The 19925-nt window shown below is 66.1% G+C and carries 21 protein-coding genes; 10 read left to right on the forward strand and 11 right to left on the reverse strand.

Annotation, left to right across the window (positions count from 1 at the left end):
- Nucleotides 1–34 precede the first annotated feature (34 nt).
- Entirely contained in the window at nt 35–1030 is a 996-nt protein-coding gene (locus tag DPR14_RS09675) for a S1C family serine protease (RefSeq protein WP_158044944.1), read from the forward strand.
- 25 nt (nt 1031–1055) lie between these two features.
- On the opposite strand, the gene DPR14_RS09680 is transcribed toward DPR14_RS09675, so the two are convergent.
- Both DPR14_RS09680 and DPR14_RS09685 read right to left on the reverse strand, forming a co-directional pair.
- The gene (locus DPR14_RS09680) at nt 1056–1649 is read right to left on the reverse strand and encodes a hypothetical protein (RefSeq protein WP_158044945.1); all 594 of its coding nucleotides are present in this window, start codon (nt 1647–1649) and stop codon (nt 1056–1058) included.
- Nucleotides 1646–1951, reverse strand: coding sequence for a hypothetical protein (locus DPR14_RS09685; protein ID WP_158044946.1), 306 nt, complete (start codon nt 1949–1951; stop codon nt 1646–1648). Before DPR14_RS09685 ends, DPR14_RS09680 begins: the two co-directional genes overlap by 4 nt.
- A gap of 150 nt (nt 1952–2101) precedes the next feature.
- Between DPR14_RS09685 and DPR14_RS09690 the strand changes: the two genes are divergently transcribed.
- Nucleotides 2102–2926: an aldo/keto reductase gene (locus tag DPR14_RS09690; protein WP_158044947.1), complete on the forward strand. Its 825-nt coding sequence runs from the start codon at nt 2102–2104 to the stop codon at nt 2924–2926.
- A 17-nt stretch (nt 2927–2943) separates the two neighbouring features.
- Here DPR14_RS09690 and DPR14_RS09695 read toward each other — a convergent pair whose 3' ends face one another.
- Together DPR14_RS09695 and egtB are read right to left on the reverse strand one after the other, a co-directional pair.
- The gene (locus DPR14_RS09695; protein WP_158044948.1) at nt 2944–3381 is read right to left on the reverse strand and encodes a nuclear transport factor 2 family protein; all 438 of its coding nucleotides are present in this window, start codon (nt 3379–3381) and stop codon (nt 2944–2946) included.
- Nucleotides 3382–3427: 46 nt separating this feature from the next.
- On the reverse strand, nt 3428–4729 hold the full coding sequence (egtB, locus tag DPR14_RS09700) for an ergothioneine biosynthesis protein EgtB (protein WP_158044949.1): 1302 nt from the start codon (nt 4727–4729) through the stop codon (nt 3428–3430).
- 347 nt (nt 4730–5076) lie between these two features.
- Between egtB and DPR14_RS27305 the strand changes: the two genes are divergently transcribed.
- Nucleotides 5077–5247: a hypothetical protein gene (locus DPR14_RS27305; RefSeq protein ID WP_192499385.1), complete on the forward strand. Its 171-nt coding sequence runs from the start codon at nt 5077–5079 to the stop codon at nt 5245–5247.
- Nucleotides 5248–5306: 59 nt separating this feature from the next.
- Here DPR14_RS27305 and DPR14_RS09705 read toward each other — a convergent pair whose 3' ends face one another.
- The 4 genes from DPR14_RS09705 to DPR14_RS09720 form a co-directional block, all read right to left on the reverse strand.
- On the reverse strand, nt 5307–6413 hold the full coding sequence (locus DPR14_RS09705) for a ParA family protein (RefSeq protein WP_158044950.1): 1107 nt from the start codon (nt 6411–6413) through the stop codon (nt 5307–5309).
- Nucleotides 6414–7186: 773 nt separating this feature from the next.
- Nucleotides 7187–7990: an ABC transporter permease gene (locus tag DPR14_RS09710; protein WP_158044951.1), complete on the reverse strand. Its 804-nt coding sequence runs from the start codon at nt 7988–7990 to the stop codon at nt 7187–7189.
- The gene (locus DPR14_RS09715) at nt 7987–8724 is read right to left on the reverse strand and encodes an ABC transporter ATP-binding protein (protein WP_158044952.1); all 738 of its coding nucleotides are present in this window, start codon (nt 8722–8724) and stop codon (nt 7987–7989) included. The genes DPR14_RS09710 and DPR14_RS09715 overlap by 4 nt, the downstream gene beginning before the upstream one ends.
- 57 nt (nt 8725–8781) lie before the next feature.
- Nucleotides 8782–9753, reverse strand: a complete 972-nt coding sequence (locus tag DPR14_RS09720) for a YVTN family beta-propeller repeat protein (RefSeq protein ID WP_158044953.1) — start codon at nt 9751–9753, stop codon at nt 8782–8784.
- A gap of 244 nt (nt 9754–9997) precedes the next feature.
- On the opposite strand from DPR14_RS09720, the gene pedF reads away from it, so the two are divergent.
- The 6 genes from pedF (at nt 9998) to DPR14_RS09750 (ending at nt 15999) form a co-directional block, all read left to right on the forward strand.
- Complete coding sequence (gene pedF, locus DPR14_RS09725; protein ID WP_158044954.1) at nt 9998–10429, forward strand: cytochrome c-550 PedF; 432 nt, start codon at nt 9998–10000, stop codon at nt 10427–10429.
- An 8-nt stretch (nt 10430–10437) separates the two neighbouring features.
- Nucleotides 10438–11295 (forward strand): substrate-binding periplasmic protein, encoded by an 858-nt coding sequence (locus DPR14_RS09730; RefSeq protein ID WP_158044955.1) that lies wholly within the window; start codon nt 10438–10440, stop codon nt 11293–11295.
- Between the two features lie 74 nt (nt 11296–11369).
- Complete coding sequence (locus tag DPR14_RS09735; protein ID WP_246149095.1) at nt 11370–12185, forward strand: quinoprotein dehydrogenase-associated SoxYZ-like carrier; 816 nt, start codon at nt 11370–11372, stop codon at nt 12183–12185.
- The gene (locus DPR14_RS09740) at nt 12182–13126 is read left to right on the forward strand and encodes a quinoprotein relay system zinc metallohydrolase 1 (RefSeq protein ID WP_158044956.1); all 945 of its coding nucleotides are present in this window, start codon (nt 12182–12184) and stop codon (nt 13124–13126) included. Before DPR14_RS09735 ends, DPR14_RS09740 begins: the two co-directional genes overlap by 4 nt.
- Nucleotides 13127–13389: 263 nt before the next feature.
- Nucleotides 13390–15162, forward strand: a complete 1773-nt coding sequence (locus tag DPR14_RS09745; protein ID WP_158044957.1) for a methanol/ethanol family PQQ-dependent dehydrogenase — start codon at nt 13390–13392, stop codon at nt 15160–15162.
- A 171-nt stretch (nt 15163–15333) separates the two neighbouring features.
- Nucleotides 15334–15999, forward strand: a complete 666-nt coding sequence (locus tag DPR14_RS09750) for a response regulator transcription factor (protein ID WP_158044958.1) — start codon at nt 15334–15336, stop codon at nt 15997–15999.
- Between the two features lie 191 nt (nt 16000–16190).
- Here the strand turns inward: DPR14_RS09750 and DPR14_RS09755 are convergent, their stop codons facing one another.
- From DPR14_RS09755 to DPR14_RS09765, 3 genes are all read right to left on the reverse strand, one after another.
- Nucleotides 16191–16901: a type IIL restriction-modification enzyme MmeI gene (locus tag DPR14_RS09755; RefSeq protein ID WP_192499386.1), complete on the reverse strand. Its 711-nt coding sequence runs from the start codon at nt 16899–16901 to the stop codon at nt 16191–16193.
- Nucleotides 16902–17103: 202 nt separating this feature from the next.
- On the reverse strand, nt 17104–18279 hold the full coding sequence (locus DPR14_RS09760) for a hypothetical protein (protein ID WP_158044960.1): 1176 nt from the start codon (nt 18277–18279) through the stop codon (nt 17104–17106).
- A gap of 58 nt (nt 18280–18337) precedes the next feature.
- Nucleotides 18338–19270, reverse strand: a complete 933-nt coding sequence (locus DPR14_RS09765) for a LysR family transcriptional regulator (RefSeq protein ID WP_158044961.1) — start codon at nt 19268–19270, stop codon at nt 18338–18340.
- 169 nt (nt 19271–19439) lie between these two features.
- Here DPR14_RS09765 and DPR14_RS09770 point away from each other — a divergent pair, with 169 nt between their 5' ends.
- Entirely contained in the window at nt 19440–19892 is a 453-nt protein-coding gene (locus tag DPR14_RS09770; RefSeq protein ID WP_158044962.1) for a DoxX family protein, read from the forward strand.
- Nucleotides 19893–19925 lie beyond the last annotated feature (33 nt).

The raw sequence follows: 19925 nt of genomic DNA on the forward strand, positions 1-19925 counted from the left end.
ACGACCCATCGAGACCGCCCCGTCGGAGACCGCCATGCCAGCAGCGCTGAATACCGGAATGATCGTCGCCTCCCTTGCCGCGGTGCTCGGCTGGAGCAGCCCCGCCCAGGCATCCGCCTGCGCGCCGGGCGGCGCGGAACCGGATCCCGCCGCCCTGTTCGAGGCGGTCGCCCCGGCCGTGGTGACCATCGAGTCCGCCGGCGACGGCGCGAAGACCGTCGGCACCGGTTTCCTGTGGGACCGCGCCGGCCACGTGGTGACCAACGAACACGTCATCCGGCCCGGCCGGCAGCTGACGGTCAAGTTCGCCGACGGACGTACCGCCCGGCCGGCCATGATCGCGGTCGCGGCCGACCTGGACATCGCGGTGCTGCAGGTGGATGCCGCCGCGGCCCCGGCGCCGGTGTCCCGCGGCTCCTCCCGCGCGCTGAAAGTCGGCCAGGGGGTCTTCGCCATCGGCAATCCGTACGGCATCGGCGTCAGCCTGAGCCGCGGCATCATCAGCGGCCTCGACCGGCCGGTCGAGCTTGGCGCCGGCAAGCGCATCGACAAGGCGATCCAGACCGACGCCAGCCTGGACCCGGGCAATTCCGGCGGCCCGCTGCTCGACGCCCGCGGTTGCCTGATCGGAATGGCGACGGCCGTGGTCGCGGCGCCGGCCGGCCTGTCCCGGGTCGGCTTCGCGATCCCCGTGGACCGGTTGGAGCGGACGCTCGCCGGCCTGATCGACGGCGCCGGCAAGGTCGCCGGGAAAGGGGGCGCGACCGGCGTTCGCAACGACCTGGGCATCATGGCCGAGGATGCGGGTCCGGGGGTGCGGGTCGTCAGTGTGGCACCCGGATCGCGCGCCGCGGCATTGGGCGCCAGGCCCGGCGACGTCATTACCCACGCCGACGACCGGCCGGTCGCGGGGGTCGCCGACCTGACCGCCCATCTGAAGCACCAGGGGCCGGCCGGCATGCGCCTGACCTTCCAGCGGGGCAAGACCTCGCGGACGGTCGAGGTCCTGCTGACCTCGGCCGGGTCGTGACGGGGCAGGGCGACCCGCGGGGCGGTCAAGGCGCGGGTTCCCGAAGGACGACGGTCGGGAGCCGCACGGTGAAGACGATCGGTTCGGTGCCGGCAAGTTCCTCCAGTGTCGGCTCCGGCGCAGCCTTCGGTGCCGCGGGCGCGTCGTCGGGACCGAACACGGTGATCGGCACCACGGCGGTGAAGCCTTCCCGGGCGGGCGGCGCGGGAACGGGCGCCGGAGGGGGGACGGCCGTCGGAGGGAGGGCAGCCGCCGGAGCGGGAGAAGATGCCGGGGGTGCCGCCGCGGTTCCGCCCGGCTTGCGCCGGGGTGCCGGAGGCCAGAAGATCGGCGGCTGGTAAGGCGTGACCTTGGCGACGGCGGGAAGCATCGGAGCCACAGGCGCCGCGGCGTCTCCCGGCAGATCCAAGGAAGGCGGCGGCTTCGGCGGCAAGGGGGGCACCGAAGCGGTCAGCCGTCCCTTTCCCGGCGCCGGGATCGAGTAGCGCGCCGGGGTGAGGCCGGACGCGACCGAACCGGACCCGGGAGGCACCGGCTGCTGGGCAGGGACGGCCTGGACGCTTCCCAGCAGAAGGACGGCCGCGACCCGTGCGGCGGCGGGAAACCGGAGCAGGCTCATTCTTTTGCCGGTGCCGGGGATGCCGGCAGGTCCGCGGGGAGCAGGCGCGGCGCATGGGTCACCGGATCGATCACCACCCGCAGGATGCCGTCCTCGCCGATCTGCGTCTGCACCGGTTTCCCGGTCTCCAGATCGAACGGGCCTTCCGTGTTGCCGGTCCTGGGATCGGTGCGGAAATTGACGGCGATGCTGTCGGGCGGCCGGCTGCCGCCGGGGCGGAGCGTCTCGCAGCCGGCCAGGATCACCATCGCCAGCGACGCGGCCAGCGCTCTCCCGCCGGTTCGCCGGAACGATCGCGCCAAGCCGCTGCAACCTGCGGACGACTCACCAGAAACGCTGTGCAACACCAACCAGTTCATCCAGTCAATACGATGTCCCTGCCGCCGGACCGGCCGCACGGGAACCATGATGTCGGGCAGTGGTTTGCTTTCCGTTACTCGAAGGGAATGAAGATGGAATACGTGAACCTCAAGGGGGTGCGGGTGCCCGCGCTCGGCCTCGGGACCTGGCAGCTGTCGGGCGCGCAGTGCGCCGACGTGGTCCGGGCGGGTCTCGCGATGGGATATCGCCATGTCGATACCGCGCAGGCCTACAACAACGAGGAGCAGGTCGGCGAGGCGCTGGCCGACTCGGGCATCCCTCGCGACGACATTTTCCTGACCACGAAGGTCTGGTACGAGCGCATCGGCGACGGGGAACTCCAGCGCTCGGTCGACGAGAGCCTGAAGAAGCTGGGGACCGACCATGTCGACCTGCTGCTGATCCACTGGCCCAACCCCAAGTTCCCCCTCGGCGAGAGCCTGAAGGCGCTGTCGGAAGTCAAGGCCGCGGGCAAGGCGCGCAACATCGGCGTCAGCAACTTTCCGACCGCCCTGCTGAAGGATGCCGTCGAGCGGCACAGGGCGGATCTGCTCTGCGAACAGGTCGAGTACCACCCCTTCCTGTCCCAGCGGCCCGTCCTGGAGTTCGCCCGCGCCCACGACATGATGGTGACGGCCTACAGCCCGATCGCCCGCGGCGAGGTGGCGACCCACCCCGTCCTGACCCGGATCGGGGAGAAGCATGGCAAGTCGGCCGTCCAGGTGACGCTGCGCTGGCTGATCGACCAAAGCAACGTCGCGGCGATCCCGAAGGCCAGCGGCGAGAAGCACCTGAGGAGCAACTTTGAAATCTTCGATTTCAAGCTGGGTGACGACGAGCGGGCCGAGATCGATGCCCTCCGGGGTGACCGCCGGCTGATCAACCCCGGCTGGGCGCCGGCATGGGACGCTGCCTGACCTGGTGGCCGCCTGACCTAGTGGAGGACGTTCCGGGGGAGCGGCAGCTCGTGGATCGGGGCCGCGATGGAGCTGGCCTGGTGGTGGACCATCCGCCAGGCGCCGCCCTCGTTGACGAAGATGTTGGTGGCGGCCAGGACGCCGCCTTCCAGCACCTCCTCGCAGATCACCACGGCGGTGATGCCGAAGATGAAGGCTTTTTCGCTGCGGCCGAAAGCCTTCGGCGTCTCAGGGTTCCTCATGATGTCGCGCAGGCTCGACAGGACCGAAACCCGATCCGCCAGCGGCGGCCAGCCGGGATGGATGCACATGATGGGGGCATTTTGCGCCCACAGCATTTCCATCGCCGCGAAGTCCCGGGTGGAGAAGGCGTGATAGAAGGCGCGGTTGGCGGCCAGCGCGTCATCCTGGGTCGGACCTGCCGCCGGGGTTGTGATTGTCGGGCGTGGAGCCATGGCGGTCGCTTCCGGTTAGGGGTGTTCAACCGCCAGACTACCCCATTCAGAGGTCTTCGGCGAGCCTGAAGCCGGAGAACTGCCACCGTGCGGACGGCGGGAAGAAGTTGCGGTAGGTCGCCCTGACATGGTCCGACGGCGTGACGCAGGAGCCGCCGCGCAGGACCATCTGGTTGCACATGAACTTGCCATTGTATTCGCCGACCGCGCCCGGCGGTGCCTTGAAGCCGGGATAGGACGAATAGGGGCTGGCGGTCCATTCCCAGACGTCGCCGAACATCTGCCAGGGACCTATCCCGGCGCAGGGCGAGGCCGTGGGGTGCAGCGTGCCGCACTCCATCAGGTTGCCGTCCACCTGCTGGGTTCGCCCGAACAGTTCCCACTCGGCTTCGGTCGGAAGCCGCTTGCCGGCCCAGGCGGCATAGGCTGCGGCCTCGTAGAAGCTGACATGGCAGACCGGGTCGGATTCCACGAGCGGGCGAAGCCCGGACAGGGTGAACACGTGCCAGTCGCCGTGCTGCTTCTGCCAATAGAGCGGCGCGCGCCATTGCTGCGCCTCGACCTCGTTCCAGCCGTCCGACAGCCAGTATTTCGGCTTGTCGTAGCCGCCGGCCTCGATGAATTCCCGGTACTCGCCGCAGGTCACCGGCCGCCCGGCGAAGCGGAAGGGCTGGACGTAGGTATGGTGGCGCGGCGTCTCGTTGTCGAAGCAAAAGCCCGTGCCGTCTGTATCGCACCCGATCTGGACGAGGCCGCCGGCATGGTCGAACCATTTCTGGGGAGCCGTGGTCGCCGCCGGCAGGTTCTGGGCGGACTGGTAGGCCGGAAGCAGCGGGTTGGACCAGAAGACGTGCTTGATGTCGGTCAGGATCAGTTCCTGATGCTGCTGCTCGTGGTTGAAGCCCAGCGTCAGGATCTTGGACAGTTCCCCCAGCGTCTCGTCCGGAACCTGGCGGATCAGCCGCAGGCAGGCGGCGTTGACATGGTCGCGGTAGCGCTGGACTTCGTCCGCGCTCGGGCGCGACAGCATGCCCCGGTGCGGGCGCGGGTGACGGCTGCCCAGATTATTGTAGTAGGAATTGAAAAGGTAACCGAACCGCTCGTCGAACGCCGTATAGCCCTGGGCATAGCGGTTCAGCACGAAGACTTCGAAGAACCATGTCGTGTGGGCGAGATGCCATTTCGTCGGGCTGACGTCGGCCATCGACTGGATGATCTGGTCTTCGGGGGTCAGGGGAGCGGCCAGCCCCACCGTACGGCCCCGGACCCGCATGAACCGGCGTATCAGCCGTTCGCGCACGCTCGGGGCGGCTGCGAGCTCGATGACGTCCTGCATGGCGTCGATCATCTTTTCTTCCTCCGGCGCATCCGCGTATTCGCAATTAACATCCGCGTATTCGCAATTAAGTAGTCTGGTGCCGCGCATGAATTTGGGAGATGGAACACCTCTTCCGGGGATTGGGTCAGCATCTCCGACGGGGCTATGCCGAAGGAGTACCTGCCGACGTGCGGGATTCCACGGGGGGACATATGACTGGAAGTTCGTGGCTGGCCGCCGGCTGCACGTAAAAGTTTAGCATTCATGAATGCCGTCATTCATGCGCCGCGATGCTGCGTTGCAGCAAACGGGGATGGTGCGAACCCTGAGAATGCTTAGATTTGAAGTCTCTGAACCGAGCTTTGGGACTTCGCATCATGGTCATCCTCTCTCTGTGCGGTGACAAGTACAATCGCCCCAGCGAAAAGCTGGAAGATCTCACCCCGCTGGATCGCGCGTGGAAGCGCGTGGTGGCGCGCATCAGGCAGATCGGCGATCACCGCGCCGCCGGCTCCGCGCGCCCGCGGACAGCCCGGACCACCGCCTGATCCAACTGCCCGTCCGGCACGGTCCGGGCGGGAAGAATCCGATGGAGAAGGCCGGACGTTCAGTCGCCGGCCCCGGCGGTCTGGAACATGGCAAGGGTTTCCGGCCCGAGCCATGTCGCGAGCGACCCGCCGCAGACCATCCCGGCAACGAAGATGGCCGCCGCTAGCGCCATCTGCCTGACGCGCCCGCCTCGCCGGCCGCCGTCAAGGACCTCGGCCTCCGAGCCGCCCGACCCCGGCTTCTCCGGATCGACACCCCCCGCATCCCCCTCGCCATCGGGCGCCAGGGTGGTGAACTCCGGCTTCGCCAGCGTCTCGGTGATCGTCTGAGTGACTGTGTCGAACGAGAACTCGGCGTCCGGCAGGCGCCGATGCCGGTGGACGCGGCCCAGCAGTTCGGCGGTCAGGAATATGTAGTCCTGGGTCGAATGGGTGCCGCGGTTGAACAGGGTCGAGGGCGCCCGCTTGACCTCGGCCTTCAGGATCTCCGGATCGAAGCGGATCCGGTTCCGGTACAGCAGGCCGGAGAACTGGCTTCCCAGATCCTTCAGCGTCTGCTGGTCGCGGCGGGTCCCCTCGAACAGCGATACCAGGATGCCGTTGACCACGAGACCGGGGCTGAGGCCGCCGCGAAGCGCGTTCACGGTCTCCACCGTCCGCTGCACGCCCTGGATCGAGAAGGCGCCCGACGTGGTCGGGATCAGCACGCTGTCGGCGGCGATCAGCGCGCTGAGCGACAGCAGGCCCATGGCCGGCGGACAGTCGATCACGACGAAATCGAAGCGGTCCTCCGAGAACGTCAGGTAGCGCTTGAGCCCGTGGTTGGGCCTGACCCGGTCGTCCAGCCCGGTTTCCAGCAAGGTCAGCGCCCGGGTGGAAGGGATGATCCACAGGTTCTGAACCACGGTCTCGTGCAGCGCATCCTCGATCACCGCCTGCTTGCGGATGACGTCCACCAGATTGGGCGACGCACCCGTGCGCGACAGAACGGTCGTGCTGCTCTGCTGCGGGTCGATGTCGACCAGCAGGCAACGGTATCCCGCCGCCGCGAGGCACACGGACAGGTTCAGCGAAACCGTCGTCTTTCCGACGCCGCCCTTGTGGTTGTAGATGGCGATCGTATGGGCCGGCGAGGTTCGGGGCGAGGCGTTCGGGCTCGATGTCATCAACAGGGTTCCGGAAGAGCGCCTTCAGGCAACACGGGCGGCTGCGGTTTCGTACCGAAGGTTTAACCCGCGCCGCCGGATTGGGCAACATCCCGCCGAACGATTTACCCATAAAGTCACGGCTGCGTGCCGTGACCGTCAGTTTCCGCCGAGCACGAAGGTGAAGGAGTTGTCCTTCATCCGCTGGTCGAGCGTCAGCATGTCACCCAGGGGAGAGGTCTTTACGGTTTCGACGATGCTGCTGAGGATCGGGCCGACAAGATCGGGTTTAATGGCAGCAAGAGCGGTATCGAGCTCTTTGAACAGGCCGTCGAGGGCCGCGCCCTGGGTCTCGAACTGCCCCTGCAGCTGGGTTGGTTATGACGGCCCGGTACCTTTATACCACCTGCCCGAACCGCTCGGCAGCGGGCCGCAGTCCACACCGGCGCACGATTGAAGCGCGTTAGCCGGTGCCTCATGGAGAGCCGACCCTTCGCTCCTAAATCTTGTCCTTCGGGGGGGGGAGCGGGTTGCTACGTCGGCGTGGAAAGATATGCAGGCAGAGCGGAGTACAGCAGTTCATAATCGATTTCGGCGTGAAGCCGGGGAATTCACGTAGATTCGATGGGCGGTAGTCGACTGGAGCCACCTGGAATGCAAATGAGGGCCAACCGACGGCCCTTTCTGATTCCGCGCCATGGAGCGCACGATGATCGACACAAGCCTTGATGGCGTGCCGAACTTCCCATCGAAGCGTCCCGCCCCCGACCGGCGGGCCGGATGCTTCGGAATTCTCAATCCGCCTGGGCCTTCCGCGGCATGAAGCCGCGGGCCGGGTTGTAGCCATAGATGGCGGCGGCCAGGAACACGGCGAGCGCCAGCGCGGTCCAGCCCAGCGACTCCCAGTTGATCTGGACGTAGAGGGCGAACCGGATCAGTTCGACCGCGTGGGTGAACGGGTTGGCGGCGCAGATCTGGTAGAGCAGCACGCTGGATTCCTGCATCTTCCAGAGCGGATAGAGCGCCGAGGACAGGAAGAAGGTCGGGAAGATCACGAAGTTCATGACTCCCGCGAAGTTCTCCAGCTGCTTGATGGTGGAGGACAGCAGCATGCCGACCGCGCCCAGCATCAGCCCGCTGACGACCAGGGCCGGCAGCACCGTCAGGTAGCCCAGGGGCGGCAGGATGATGTCGAAGGCGGCGGCGATCGCCAGGAAGGCATAGACCTGGAGGATCGACACGGCGGTTCCGGCCAGCAGCTTGGCGGTCAGCAGGAACCAGCGGGGCAGGGGGCTGACCAGCAGCGTCCGCATGCTGCCCATCTCCCTGTCGTAGACCATGGACAGCGAGCTCTGCATCCCGTTGAACAGCTGGATCATCCCGACCAGCCCGGGGATGATGTAGGTCTCGTAGGTGATGTAGGTCTCGTAGGGCGGGATGATCGACAGGCCGAGCGCCGCCCGGAAACCGGCCGCGAACACAATCAGCCAGACCAGCGGGCGGACCAGGGCCGCCAGGAAGCGTTCGCGCTGGTGAAGGAACCGCAAAACCTCGCGGGTCACGATGCCGTTGAGGGCGCGCCAGTAATGCAGGTTCATGCGGCCACCTGGTTGATCAGCCGGTGGAAGGTCTGGGTCAGGTTCGCCGAGGCGTTCGTCCGGTTCACCTCGCTGACGCTGCCGTCGGCCAGGATGCGGCCCTTGTGGATCACGACCACCCGGTCGTCGGCATGAACCTCGTCGATCAGGTGGGTCGCCCACAGCACCGCCATGCCCTGGGTCCGGCACAGCGCGTGGACATGCTCGACGATGCCGCGGCGGGCCGGGACGTCCAGTCCCACTGTCGGCTCGTCCAGAACCAGCAGGTCCGGTCGGTGGAGCAGTGCCCGAGCCAGCTCGACCCGGCGGCGGTGGCCGCCGTTCAGCTGGCGCACCTTCTCGCCGTCGCGCTCGGCCATGTCGAGACGCTCCAGCGCCTCGTCGATGCGGTTGGCGGCATCGCGCCGACCGATGCCGTGCAGGGCCGCGAAGTAATGAAGGTTCTGGCGGACGGTCAGGTCGAGGTCCAGCGTGGGCTGCTGGAACACCACGCCCATCCGGGCCAGCGCGCGGGTCGGCTGGTCGCGCAGCGCGATGCCGCAGACGCGGATGGACCCGCGCGGCGCCTCGAACAGGCGGGTGATCAGCGAGAACAGCGTCGTCTTGCCCGCGCCGTTCGGCCCCAGCAGGGCGGTGAACTCGCCCTCGTTCACACGGAAGGACACGTCGTCCAGGGCGAAGCCTCGGCCATAACCGTAGCTGAGCCCTTCGATCTCCAATGCGGGTGCGGTCATCTATCCCTTGCGTTTCCTCCGGGCCCTATTCCGGACCCGCCACGTTCTTGCATACATCTATCCCTTGATCGCCAATCCCCAAGGATAGCGGCCGACCGGGATCGACTTTAACACGCTCATGGTGCCCACATCGATCACCGACACGTCGTTGCTGACTCCGTTCGACGTGAAAAGCCGCTTCTGGTCCGGGGTGAACTCCAGGTGCCAGACGCGGCGGCCGACCAGCAGGTACTTCTCCACCTCGAAGGTCGTGGCGTTGACCACGGCCACGTGGTTGGCCGGGCCGAGCGCCACGAAGGCGTAGCGCCCGTCGTCGGTCAGCTTGACGCCGACCGGCTGGATATTGTCCTTGGCGACGCCCTTGATCGCGAACTGGACGGTGTGCTCCACCTTCCTGGTCGCCGTGTCGATCACCGACACCGTGCCGCCGATCTCCGCCGACACCCACAGCTTCGACCCGTCCCTGGAGAATTCGGCGTGGCGCGGCCGCGCGTCCACCAGGGTGTTGTCGACCAGGGACCGCTTGGCCGTGTCGATCCAGTGGACCATATTGGTCGTTTCCGACGTATTGACCGCCCAGTTGCCGTCCGGGCTGACCGCCATGCCTTCCGGTTCCACGCCGACTTCGATCTGGTAGGCCACCTTCCGCTGCGGAATGTCCACGACCGTCACGACATTGTCGTCCTCGTTGGAGACGAAAAGATGGTTGCCGTCGGGGTGGAGCGCGAACTGTTCCGGATCCTCGCCGGAGGGAAGGTCGTGCAGGATCTTGCCCGTCGCGACGTCGAGAACCTGGACGGTATCGTCGTCGCTGGCGCAGATGTAAAGAAGGCTGCCGTCGGCGTTCAGCGTGATCCCGCGCGGGCGCTTGCCGACCTTGATGGTCTTCGTCACCTGAAGGGTGCCGGCATCGATCACGCTCAGCGTATTGTCCTTCTCGTTCGAAACGAAAACCGTCTGCCCAAGCGCCGGCCCGGCCAGAACCGCCGTCACGACTGCCGCCGCCGACGCAACCTTCGCGATCTTCATAATGCCTCTTCCCCTAGAGCTGACGAACGCAGCCAAGGTATCGGCATCGGCGGTGTGCGGCGCATTAGACTTTGGAACCATGCCGGACTGATCCAGTACTTTGGGCAAAAAGCCTTGTCCACTCAATACTTGGGTAATCTCAGCAGCGGCCGGCTCCTACCATAGTCCAATTAGTCTTCAGGCCCGTCCTGGATATGATCCGCCGCAACGAAGCGATCACCGCTGTTTGCGAAAGGACCTGATAATGAACGCTCGGTTTGTCCGGCTCTCCGCCGCCGCCCTTCTGCTGGGCGGCCTCGTTGCCGCCTCGACCGGCGCCTTCGCCCATGGCGACGTCACTCCCCAGGCGGTCGACACCACCGGTCTGGAGCCGCTGGGCGCGGAATGGCGGGAGAGCAATCCCTACCGCGGCAACGAGCGGGCCATCGAGATCGGCAAATCGGCGTTCAACCAGAACTGCGCCCGCTGCCACGGCCTCGGCGCCGTCTCGGGCGGCATCGCGCCGGACCTGCGCTTCCTGGAGCCGGGCGACAGCGGCGACGAGTGGTTCAAGGAGCGGGTGGTCAACGGCGCGATCCGCAACGGCGTGACCTATATGCCCAAGTTCGACGAAGCCCTGGGACAGGAAGCCCTCTGGACGATTCGCGCCTGGCTCGAAACCGTCGCCGAGCAGTGAGCGTGTCCATGTCGGGGATGATCGCTTCCTGGTGCCGCGCCCTGGCCGCCGCCGTCGTCCTCACGGCTGCGGCATCCGCTCCGGCCCTGGCCGTGCCGCTGGACGACGTGGTGGCGCGCGGGATGGTGCGGATCGCCGTCTACCGGGATTTTCCGCCTTTCTCCTACCGTGAGGATGGCGTCCTGAAAGGCGCCGACGTCGATCTGGGCAAGGCGATCGGCGAGAAGCTCGGGCTGCGGGTCGACTTCATGGAGCTGACGGCCGACGAGACCATGGACGACGACCTGCGCAACGCCGTCTGGAAGGGTCCGATCCTGGGCGGCGGCGTGGCCGACATCATGATGCATGTGCCGGTCAACCGGTCGTTCGCGCAGCGAAACGATCTGGTCGTCATCTTCGGGCCATACCAGCGGGAAACCTACGCCGTCGCCCGCGATCCCGGGCGCATTTCGGAAACCGCCGGGTTCCCGGTGTTCCAGACCGAGAAGATCGGGGTCGAACTGGATACCGTTCCCGATTTCTACCTGAGCGGCGCCTTCGGCGGCCGGCTCGCGGCGAATGTCGTTCACTACACCACCGTCGGGCAGGCGGTCGCCGGCCTGCGCACCGGTGCCGTGGCGGCGGTCTTCGCCCCGTTGAGCGAGCTGGAGGGAGCGCTGGGTCCCGACCGGGCCAAGTTCCCGATCGGATCGATGCCGGCCCCGAACCTCTCCCCTGCGGAGTGGCCGATCGGCTTGGCGGTGAAGCACGACGCCCGCGACCTCGGCTACCGGGTCGGGGACATCGTGACCGAACTTCTCGAAAGTGGTAAGGTGACGGAAATCTACCGGAGTCACGGGCTGACGCACAACCGGCCGGCGCCCTAGACCGGAATAGAACGGAAGACCCGAAGCGGACGCCCCCACGAAGCATAGGGGCGCATAAGATAGGGAGAGCGCGCGTGCTGAACACCCTTGGGGCAGGCTTGACCGCGGTGGTGCTGGCGACCTCGGCTGCGACCGCCGTCGGCGCCGAGCCCGATCCCCTCCGCTCCGTGATGTGGGACGACATGCATGCCGTGATCCTGGGCGGCGGGCCGGTCCGGTTCGACGACCGCGTCCTTGTATCCGCCCCGGCGAGTGCCGAGGATGCGCTGAACGTGCCCGTATCGGTCGATGCGACGGCCCTGGGCACGGTGGAGGAGATCGTCGTCTTCGCCGACATGAACCCGATCCCGCGCATCCTCAACTATCGCCCGGTCGCAGCCCGCCCGACCATAGCGCTGCGTCTCAAGCTTCAGCAGGCGACCCCGATCCGGGCGGCGGCGCGGACGCCCGACGGTGTCTGGCATGTGGGCGGGGTGTTCGTCGACGCGGCGGGCGGCGGCTGCACCTCGCCCGCGCTGGCCCACGGCGATCCGACCTGGGAGCGGCATCTCGGCGAGGTGCAGGCCCGCGCCTGGGCGGGGTCGGGGGCCGGGAGCGACTCCACCCGGCTGCGCCTTCGGGTGCGGCACCCGATGGATACCGGACTGGCGCCGGGCATCCCGGCCTTCTACCTGGAGGATCTGGCGATCCGGGACGCCGACGGGCGCGAGCTGGCGCGGATCGACAGCTTCGAGCCGGTCGCCGAGAACCCGGTCTTCACCGTCGAGGTGTCGCCGTCGCCCGGCAGCCGCTCCCTCGGCATCGAGGGCCGTGACAACAACGGCACGGAGATCGAGGCCGAGGTTCCCCTGCCGTGGCGGCAGAGCGCGTTGGCCCCCGTCCTGCGATGAGAGGCGCGCTCAAGGGTGCCGTCGGGCTGCTGTGCCTGATCCTGATGCCGGCGGATAGCGTCCTGGCCGCCGGGCGGGAGTACGGGTTGGAGGCGCGCCGGATCGCGGCCGACACCTACGTCTTCGAGGGGGCCGCGGAGCACTTCACCGCCTCTAACGGCGGAAACATCCTCAACTCGGGCTTCATCGTCACCGACGACGGGGTCATCGTCATCCAGACCGGCCCCAGCCGCCGCTACGGCGAGGAGATGAGGGCCGCGATCGGCCGGGTGACCTCGCGGCCGATCGCCAAGGTCTTCGTCAGCAACCTTCATCCTGACTATTTCCTCGGCTCCCAGGCCTTCGCCGACGTGCCTATCGCCGCCCTTCCCGGCACCATCGACGGCATCCGCAGCGACGGGCCGGCGGTCACCGAGAACATGTACCGGCTGATCGGCGACTGGATGCGGGGAACCGAAGCGGTCGTCCCGACCGAACCCGTGCTGGGCGCCACCGTCGTCTATGGCGGGCACAGGCTTCGCCTGATGCCGCTGGACGGGCACACTGCGGCCGATCTCGCGCTGTTCGACGAGACCACCGGCGTCCTCTTCGCGGGCGGGCTCGTGTTTTCCGACCGGACGCCGACCACGCCGCACGCCGACATCGCGCGATGGCTCCGATCGCTCGACGAACTGGAGTCGCTGGATATCGCCGTGCTGGTGCCCAACCACGGCACCGTCCGGTCCGACGAAGCCGCGATCGGCCAGACCCGGGATTACCTGACCTGGCTCGACGCGACCCTGCGCGGGGCGGCCGAGGCAGGCCTGGACATGAACGAAGTCATGGCGACCGAGATTCCGGCACGATTCGCTGCTCTCAACGTCCTTCGGGAGGAATTCACGCGCTCGGTGGCGCATCTGTATCCAAAAATAGAACAATCTGTATTGCCGCGCGTGAACTAAACAGGGTCCGAACTGGCTCATCCCGCTTCCTTACGGACGCGGGATGATTTGCGTTTCATTTATTTTGTACCTCTAAACCTATTGTACTTTTTGCCAATTGCTTGGGACCGGCATGAGGTTAAGCTCCCCGACCAAGGACAAACAGGCCTGCGGGGCCGGGAAGATGTGGCAAGGCCGGGGCTTGGCTGTCGGGGCGGGGTTGCTCCGGCGGCCGCCCGGTGGCCCGGCGCCGGCGTCGTGTGCTCTTGAGGGAGGCTGACTTTATGAAGCGAATGAAGACGTCTTATGCCGTGGCGGGCGCCGTTGCCGGCGGGCTCGCCTTCGGTCTGGCGACGGGTGCCGCGCAGGCCGCCGGCCCGACCAACGAGGACATCCTGAAGGATGCCCAGACTCCCGGCGACGTGCTGACCTATGGCATGGGCCACCAGGGCCAGCGCCACAGCCCGCTGAAGGCGCTGAACCCCGACACGGTCAAGAAGCTGACCCCGGTCTGGGCCTTCTCGTTCGGTGGCGAGAAGCAGCGCGGCCAGGAGTCGCAGCCGATCGTCCATGACGGCACGATCTACGTGACCGGTTCCTACTCCCGCCTGTTCGCGCTGGACGCGCGCACCGGCGAGAAGAAGTGGCAGTACGAGGCGCGCCTGCCGGAGGGCATCATGCCGTGCTGCGACGTGGTCAACCGCGGCGCCGCCATCCTGGGCGACAAGGTCTATTTCGGCACGCTCGACGCCCGTCTGGTCGCCCTCAACAAGGACACCGGCAAGGTCGTCTGGAACAAGAAGGTCGCCGACTACCAGGCGGGCTACTCGATGACCGCGGCGCCGCTGATCGTCGACGGCAAGATCATCACCGGCAATTCCGGCGGCGAGTTCGGCGTGCTGGGCGCGGTCGAGGCCCGTGACGCCGAGACCGGCGAGGTGATCTGGACCCGGCCGACCATCGAGGGGAACATGGGGACCCTCAACGGCAAGGAAAGCACCATGACCGGCGTCAAGAACGCCACATGGACGGGCGACCTGTGGCAGACCGGCGGCGGCGCCACCTGGCTGGGCGGCACCTACGACCCCGAGACCAAGCAGCTTTTCTTCGGCACCGGCAACCCGGCGCCCTGGAACTCGCACCTGCGGCCGGGCGACAACCTGTACACCTCGTCCACGCTGGCGATCAACCCGGACAATGGCGAGATCAAGTGGCACTTCCAGACCACGCCCCATGACGGCTGGGACTTCGACGGCGTCAACGAGTTCATCTCGTTCGACCTGAAGAAGGACGGCAAGACCATCAAGGCCGGCGCCAAGGCCGACCGCAACGGCTACTTCTTCGTGATCGACCGGACCAACGGCAAGCTGCTGAGCGCCACGCCGTTCGTCACCCAGACCTCCTGGGCGAAGGGCTTCGACCTCGACACGGGCCGTCCGATCTACAACGAGGAGAACCGTCCGCCGAACCCGATGGACGGCGGCGGCGCCTCGGCCGGGCAGGGCAAGCCGATCTTCGCGGCCCCAAGCTTCCTGGGCGGCAAGAACTGGATGCCGATGGCCTACAGCCCGGAAACCGACCTGTTCTACGTCCCGGCCAACGAGTGGGGCATGGATATCTGGAACGAGCCGATCACCTACAAGAAGGGTGCGGCCTATCTGGGCGCCGGCTTCACCATCAAGCCCCTGTTCGACGACTATATCGGCGCGCTCCGCGCGGTCGACCCGAAGACCGGCAAGATCGTGTGGGAATACAAGAACCCCGCTCCGCTGTGGGGCGGCGTCCTGACCACGGCCGGCAACCTGGTCTTCACCGGCACGCCGGAAGGCTTCCTGAAGGCCTTCGACGCCAAGACCGGCACGGAGCTGTGGAAGTTCAACACCGGGTCGGGCATCGTCGGCAGCCCGGTCACCTGGGAGATGGACGGCGAGCAGTATGTCTCGGTCGTGTCTGGCTGGGGCGGCGCCGTCCCGCTGTGGGGTGGCGAGGTCGCCAAGAAGGTCAAGGACATCAACCAGGGCGGCATGCTCTGGGTGTTCAAGCTGCCGAAGGCCTGACGCCCGTCCAGGATACGGGAAGCAGGTCGGGATGGTTGCGGGGGCCGGTGCGAACCGGCCCCTTCCCTGAAGAGCCATGCTTTTGTGACGAGTTCCATCTTGCATCGTGCCGTAACCCGAAGCACACTCGGCTCCCAGGAAACGCCGCTACAACGAGCGCTATAAGCAGCCATGTGCAAGGTTCTGATCGCGGATGACCATCCGCTGTTTCGAGACGCCCTGAAGACTGCGCTCTCGCTTTCGGTCGAGGGCAGCCTTCCTACGGAAGCCTCCAACCTTGAGGAGGCGATCGAGGCCATCCGCGCGCAGGGTGATTTCGACTTGGCGCTGCTCGATCTTTCCATGCCGGGGGTGAACGGCTTCAGCGGGCTGCTCGCGCTCCGCGCCCAGTTTCCGGCCCTCCCCGTCGTGATCGTCTCCGCGCACGAGGATGCCAAGCTGGTCTACCAGGCGATCGATTACGGCGCCGTCGGCTTCATCCCCAAATCGACCCCACGCGAGCAGATGGCTGAAGCCCTGCGCACCGTCATCAAGGGCAACGTCTATGTCCCCCCGCACATCCAGCGCGAGGAGCGTACGACGGAGTGCAACGGCCGGGACGACGACGCGGAGATCGCCCGCCGGATCGCGACCCTGACGGCCCAGCAACTCCGCGTGCTGGAAATGCTCGGCACCGGCAAGCTGAACAAGGAGATCGCGTTCGAGTTGAACATCGCCGAGACGACGGTCAAGGCCCATGTCTCCGCGATCCTCCAGAAGCTCAAGGTCTACAGCCGCACCCAGGCGGTGGTCTTCGCTTCCAAGCTCCATTTCGACAGCTTCCAGGGCGCCCGGTAATCAGCTTCCGAAACTGGTATCAAGTTAACTTTTACACAGATGCGCGCAGATGGACACACATAAAGGTGAAATATCTGTGTCCATCTGCGCGCATCTGTGGAAGATAAAATCAGTCAACGCCGCCTCTTTGTAGAATGAAGTATTCTCATCTGCGGACGATTGGCGCCATCATGGGGTGACAACTCTATCCGTCAGAACCCCTGTGCGGGAACAACGGCCGTGATGTGCCGGGACGCCGTCATCCGGTCCGCGGCGCGTCGGGGCAGCATCATCCTGCTCCGGGAAGGATCCAGGTCGAGGGGCGCCGTCCAGACCTTGGCGAGGCGGTTGCGGATTTCCGGCCGGGTGAGATCGTCGAGCAGGATGCGGTGGCTTCCGGCGTCGGGAAAGTGGCCGTAATGAATGCCGGTGCGGCTGAAATCCGCGAACAGTTCGATCGAATGTCCGACATCGACGACGATGACGAAGGGAGGCCAGCCTTCCGAAGAGGGCAGGGCGCGGGCGTAGGTGAGTGCCTGGAGGCGGGCGTCGTTCATCGTGCGCTCCCAGTGCTTGCCGCCCCGGACCGCCGTGCCGCGCCGGGACTTCAAGGACTGGTTCTTCTGATCGCTGCCCTGCTTCGCCTCCAGCACGAAGCAGCCCCGCTTGTACAGATCGATCCTGCCCGTGCTGACCGCGCCGTAGGCACGAGGGAACGCCACTTTCCGCTCGAATACATAATGATTGTAGCGGTCGTCGTCGCGCGTGGGATTGGGTCTGGGAACCTGGATCAAGTCACACAGTTCCGACAGGAACAGTTGGCAGTTCGCGCGCTCTCCCGCGCCGGATGCTTTCCAGCGGATGATGAAGGCTTGGACGGGGTCGGCGATCACCGCGGATGCGAACTTCATGAGGGAACCCATGGTGGATGTTCCCGCCAGAATATATTCGTACTCACACGAAGGCAATTTTAGGCATTCGGGTGCGACAGTATTGTTTAATTAGAAAGAAATTTAAGTATACCTGAATACTTATCGTGAAACAATAAATTTAGCCAAACAGGCAGGTCGGTGAATAAGGGTTGAAGAAAATAACCCAGTAACCGGCTTGTCCATCAGTGCGGGCTCACTGGTCGATATGGACGCTGATGCGGACTAGATTTCTGGTCCAGCCGGTCTTGCATCCATCCATGGTGATTCGGGTCATGTAGATATAGGCGTCGTCGTCCGTATCCTCGAAATTGCGCGATGGGGTATCCGGATCGACCAGCGATGGATAGACCACCGGCCGGGTGTCGCAGCCTTTGTTCAGGGTGACCGGCGTCGGAAACAGCAACCGGGGCGGCGACCATGCAAGCAGGTCGGGACTCGTTCTGTAGAAGATACCGTCGACCGTTGCACCGTCCGCTCCCGTAGGCTGACGGTGGGTGAACAGGCCGATATAGAGGCCGGAAGGACGGTGCAGGCTGAGGCTGGTCATCAGTCGTGTCAGGCCGGGAACCGGCGTGCAGGTGGCCGGCGGGCCTGCCGGGCCGGGTTCTTCCCGGTAGGGGTCGATGAAGCGGACGGTGAAACCGCTGCCGTCCCAGGCCCGCCAGGACGCCGGGTCGTCCAGGCGGTCGGTCCGCATCAGGCAGATGCCGAAGGCCTGATCGCCCTGCGGGGCGGCGCTCATCATCGTATAGAAATGGTCGCCGCGACGGATGATGTTGGCCGGGTTGAACAGGCCGCTGCGTTTGCCGCGGTTGGGGTCGTAGCGGTACGGCACGCCCGCGACCAGCCGGCGGCCCGCTGGCGCCTTGAAGGTCCGGCCGCCGTCGGTCGAGACGGCGTAGGTGATGGTGTTGTACCAGCATTCCATGTATCCCCCGGACGGGCAGAGGGCCGGGCGCCGGTGACCGTGGAACTCGTTGTGGACCAGCGCATGGACGGTCCTGCCGTCGAGGGTATAGGTGCTGGTGATCCAGCTCCGGTCGTCGAAGGCCGAAGGGTCGTCGTTCTTGCCGCCCTCGTACAGGATGTCGCAGGAGTGCCGGAGATGGTCGAGGTCGTGACCGGCCATGCCCCGGTTGGTCCAGTGGCTGGCGATCAGGCGGATCGTGCCGTCGTGGGCTCGGAACACGCTGGCCGGAACGTCGGGCACGTCGAACTTCTCGCAGGCGTCCCGGTCATGGTCGAAGACGATCTCCGGCGCCGCTCCCGGCGGGATGGTCAGGGTCAGGGCGGATGCTCCAGGCGTCTGGAGCATCGGAAAAAGCAACGCCGCCAGCACGCGGAACGGCGCGGAGCGCTTCGGCATCATTCATCTCCGGTTGCTTGCATGACCTTTCCCTTGCACCGGAGATTTTAAGTGTTGATGGTTAACGGATAGCTGACACCTCATCCAGGCCGACATCCCAGGGCGGAACTCCGCGGAAATGCGCGGCCAGGAAATCGACGAAACTCCTGACTTTGGGCGACAGGTTGCGCGCGTGGGGATAGACCGCATAGGCGCTCGGCTGCGGCAGGCCGTGGTTCGGCAGGACCGTGACCAGGCTCCCGTTTCGGAGCGCGTCCCCGACGATGAAGGTGGGCTGCCGCACGATGCCTTGTCCAGCCACCGCCGCGGCCACCAGCGCGTCGCCGTTGTTGGCCGACAGGCTTCCGGTCACGCGGATGGTGGTCTCGCCGCCGTCGGGACCGATCAGCGTCCAGTCGAGCGGAGTGGGGGAATAAGTATAGAGCAGGCAGTTGTGCCCGGCGAGGTCGGCCGGCGTGAGCGGCGTTCCATGACGCCGCAGGTATTCGGGCGCCGCGCACAGGGCGAGCCGGATCGGGGCGAGGCGTCGGGCGATCAGGCTGGAGTCGGTCATGCGGGCGATCCTGATGGCTACGTCGTAGCCTTCCTCCACCAGATCGACCTGCCGGTCGTTGAGCACAAGGTCGATCCTGACTTGCGGGTGGCGCTCGCAATAGGCCGCCAGGGCGGAGGCCAGATGGGTGCTGCCGAAGCTCATCGGGCCATTGACCCGCAGGGTGCCTCGCGGTTCCGCCTGCAACTCGCTGGCGACCCGCTCGGCTTCGCTGAGCTGGTCCAGGATGCCGGAGCATTTCTCGAAAAAGGCCAGCCCGGCTTCGGTCAGGCTCTGCTTGCGGGTCGTGCGGTTGAGCAGGCGGACGCCCAGCCGATCCTCGAGCTGGTGGATGTGGCGTCCGATCATCGCCCGGGAGATGCCGAGATCCTCCGACGCCGCGGCCTGGCTGCCCAGTTCCACGGTGCGGACGAAGGCGGCAAGGGCGGTGATCCGATCCATGGGACGGCCTTATGGATTATATATGGAGCGTAGCTTATTTATGCATGAAAGGGCGGATTAACCGCCAGCGGTTTTCAATGCACAGTCCTGTCCATCGGGGGGCCGGACAATCCGCCCCTTCCACCAAACCGGGCCCACGGATCGGGCCCCAGATCGGGACGGACGGACAATGAACGCTTCTCACTCGACTCATTCGCAGGCCGATTACGCCGCTCTTCTGCTGCGGGTCAGCCTCGGCATCCTCTTCCTCGCCCATGCCGGGCTCAAGATCTTCACCTTCACGATTCCGGGCACGGTGCAGTTCTTCGAAACCATCGGTTATCCCGGTTTCTTCGCCTATCTGGTCATCCTGGGCGAACTCGGCGGCGGGCTCGCCCTGATCCTCGGCGCCTGGACCCGCGCGGTCTCCATCGCCCTGCTGCCCATCATGATCGGGGCCACGCTCCAGCACCTGCCGAACGGCTGGATGTTCGGCAATACCGGTGGGGGCTGGGAGTTCCCCGTGTTCTGGACGGTGACCCTGGTCGTCCAGGCCCTGCTCGGCGCCGGCGCCTATGCGCTGAAGCCGGAGAAGCTGCTGGGCTTCGGCGGCGCCGGGCGGACCGCGCAGGCTGCCCGCTGACCCCAGCGGCGTCTCCAACGAAAAAGTGCCCGG

Source organism: Skermanella pratensis (genome assembly GCF_008843145.1).
Classification (GTDB): domain Bacteria; phylum Pseudomonadota; class Alphaproteobacteria; order Azospirillales; family Azospirillaceae; genus Skermanella; species Skermanella pratensis.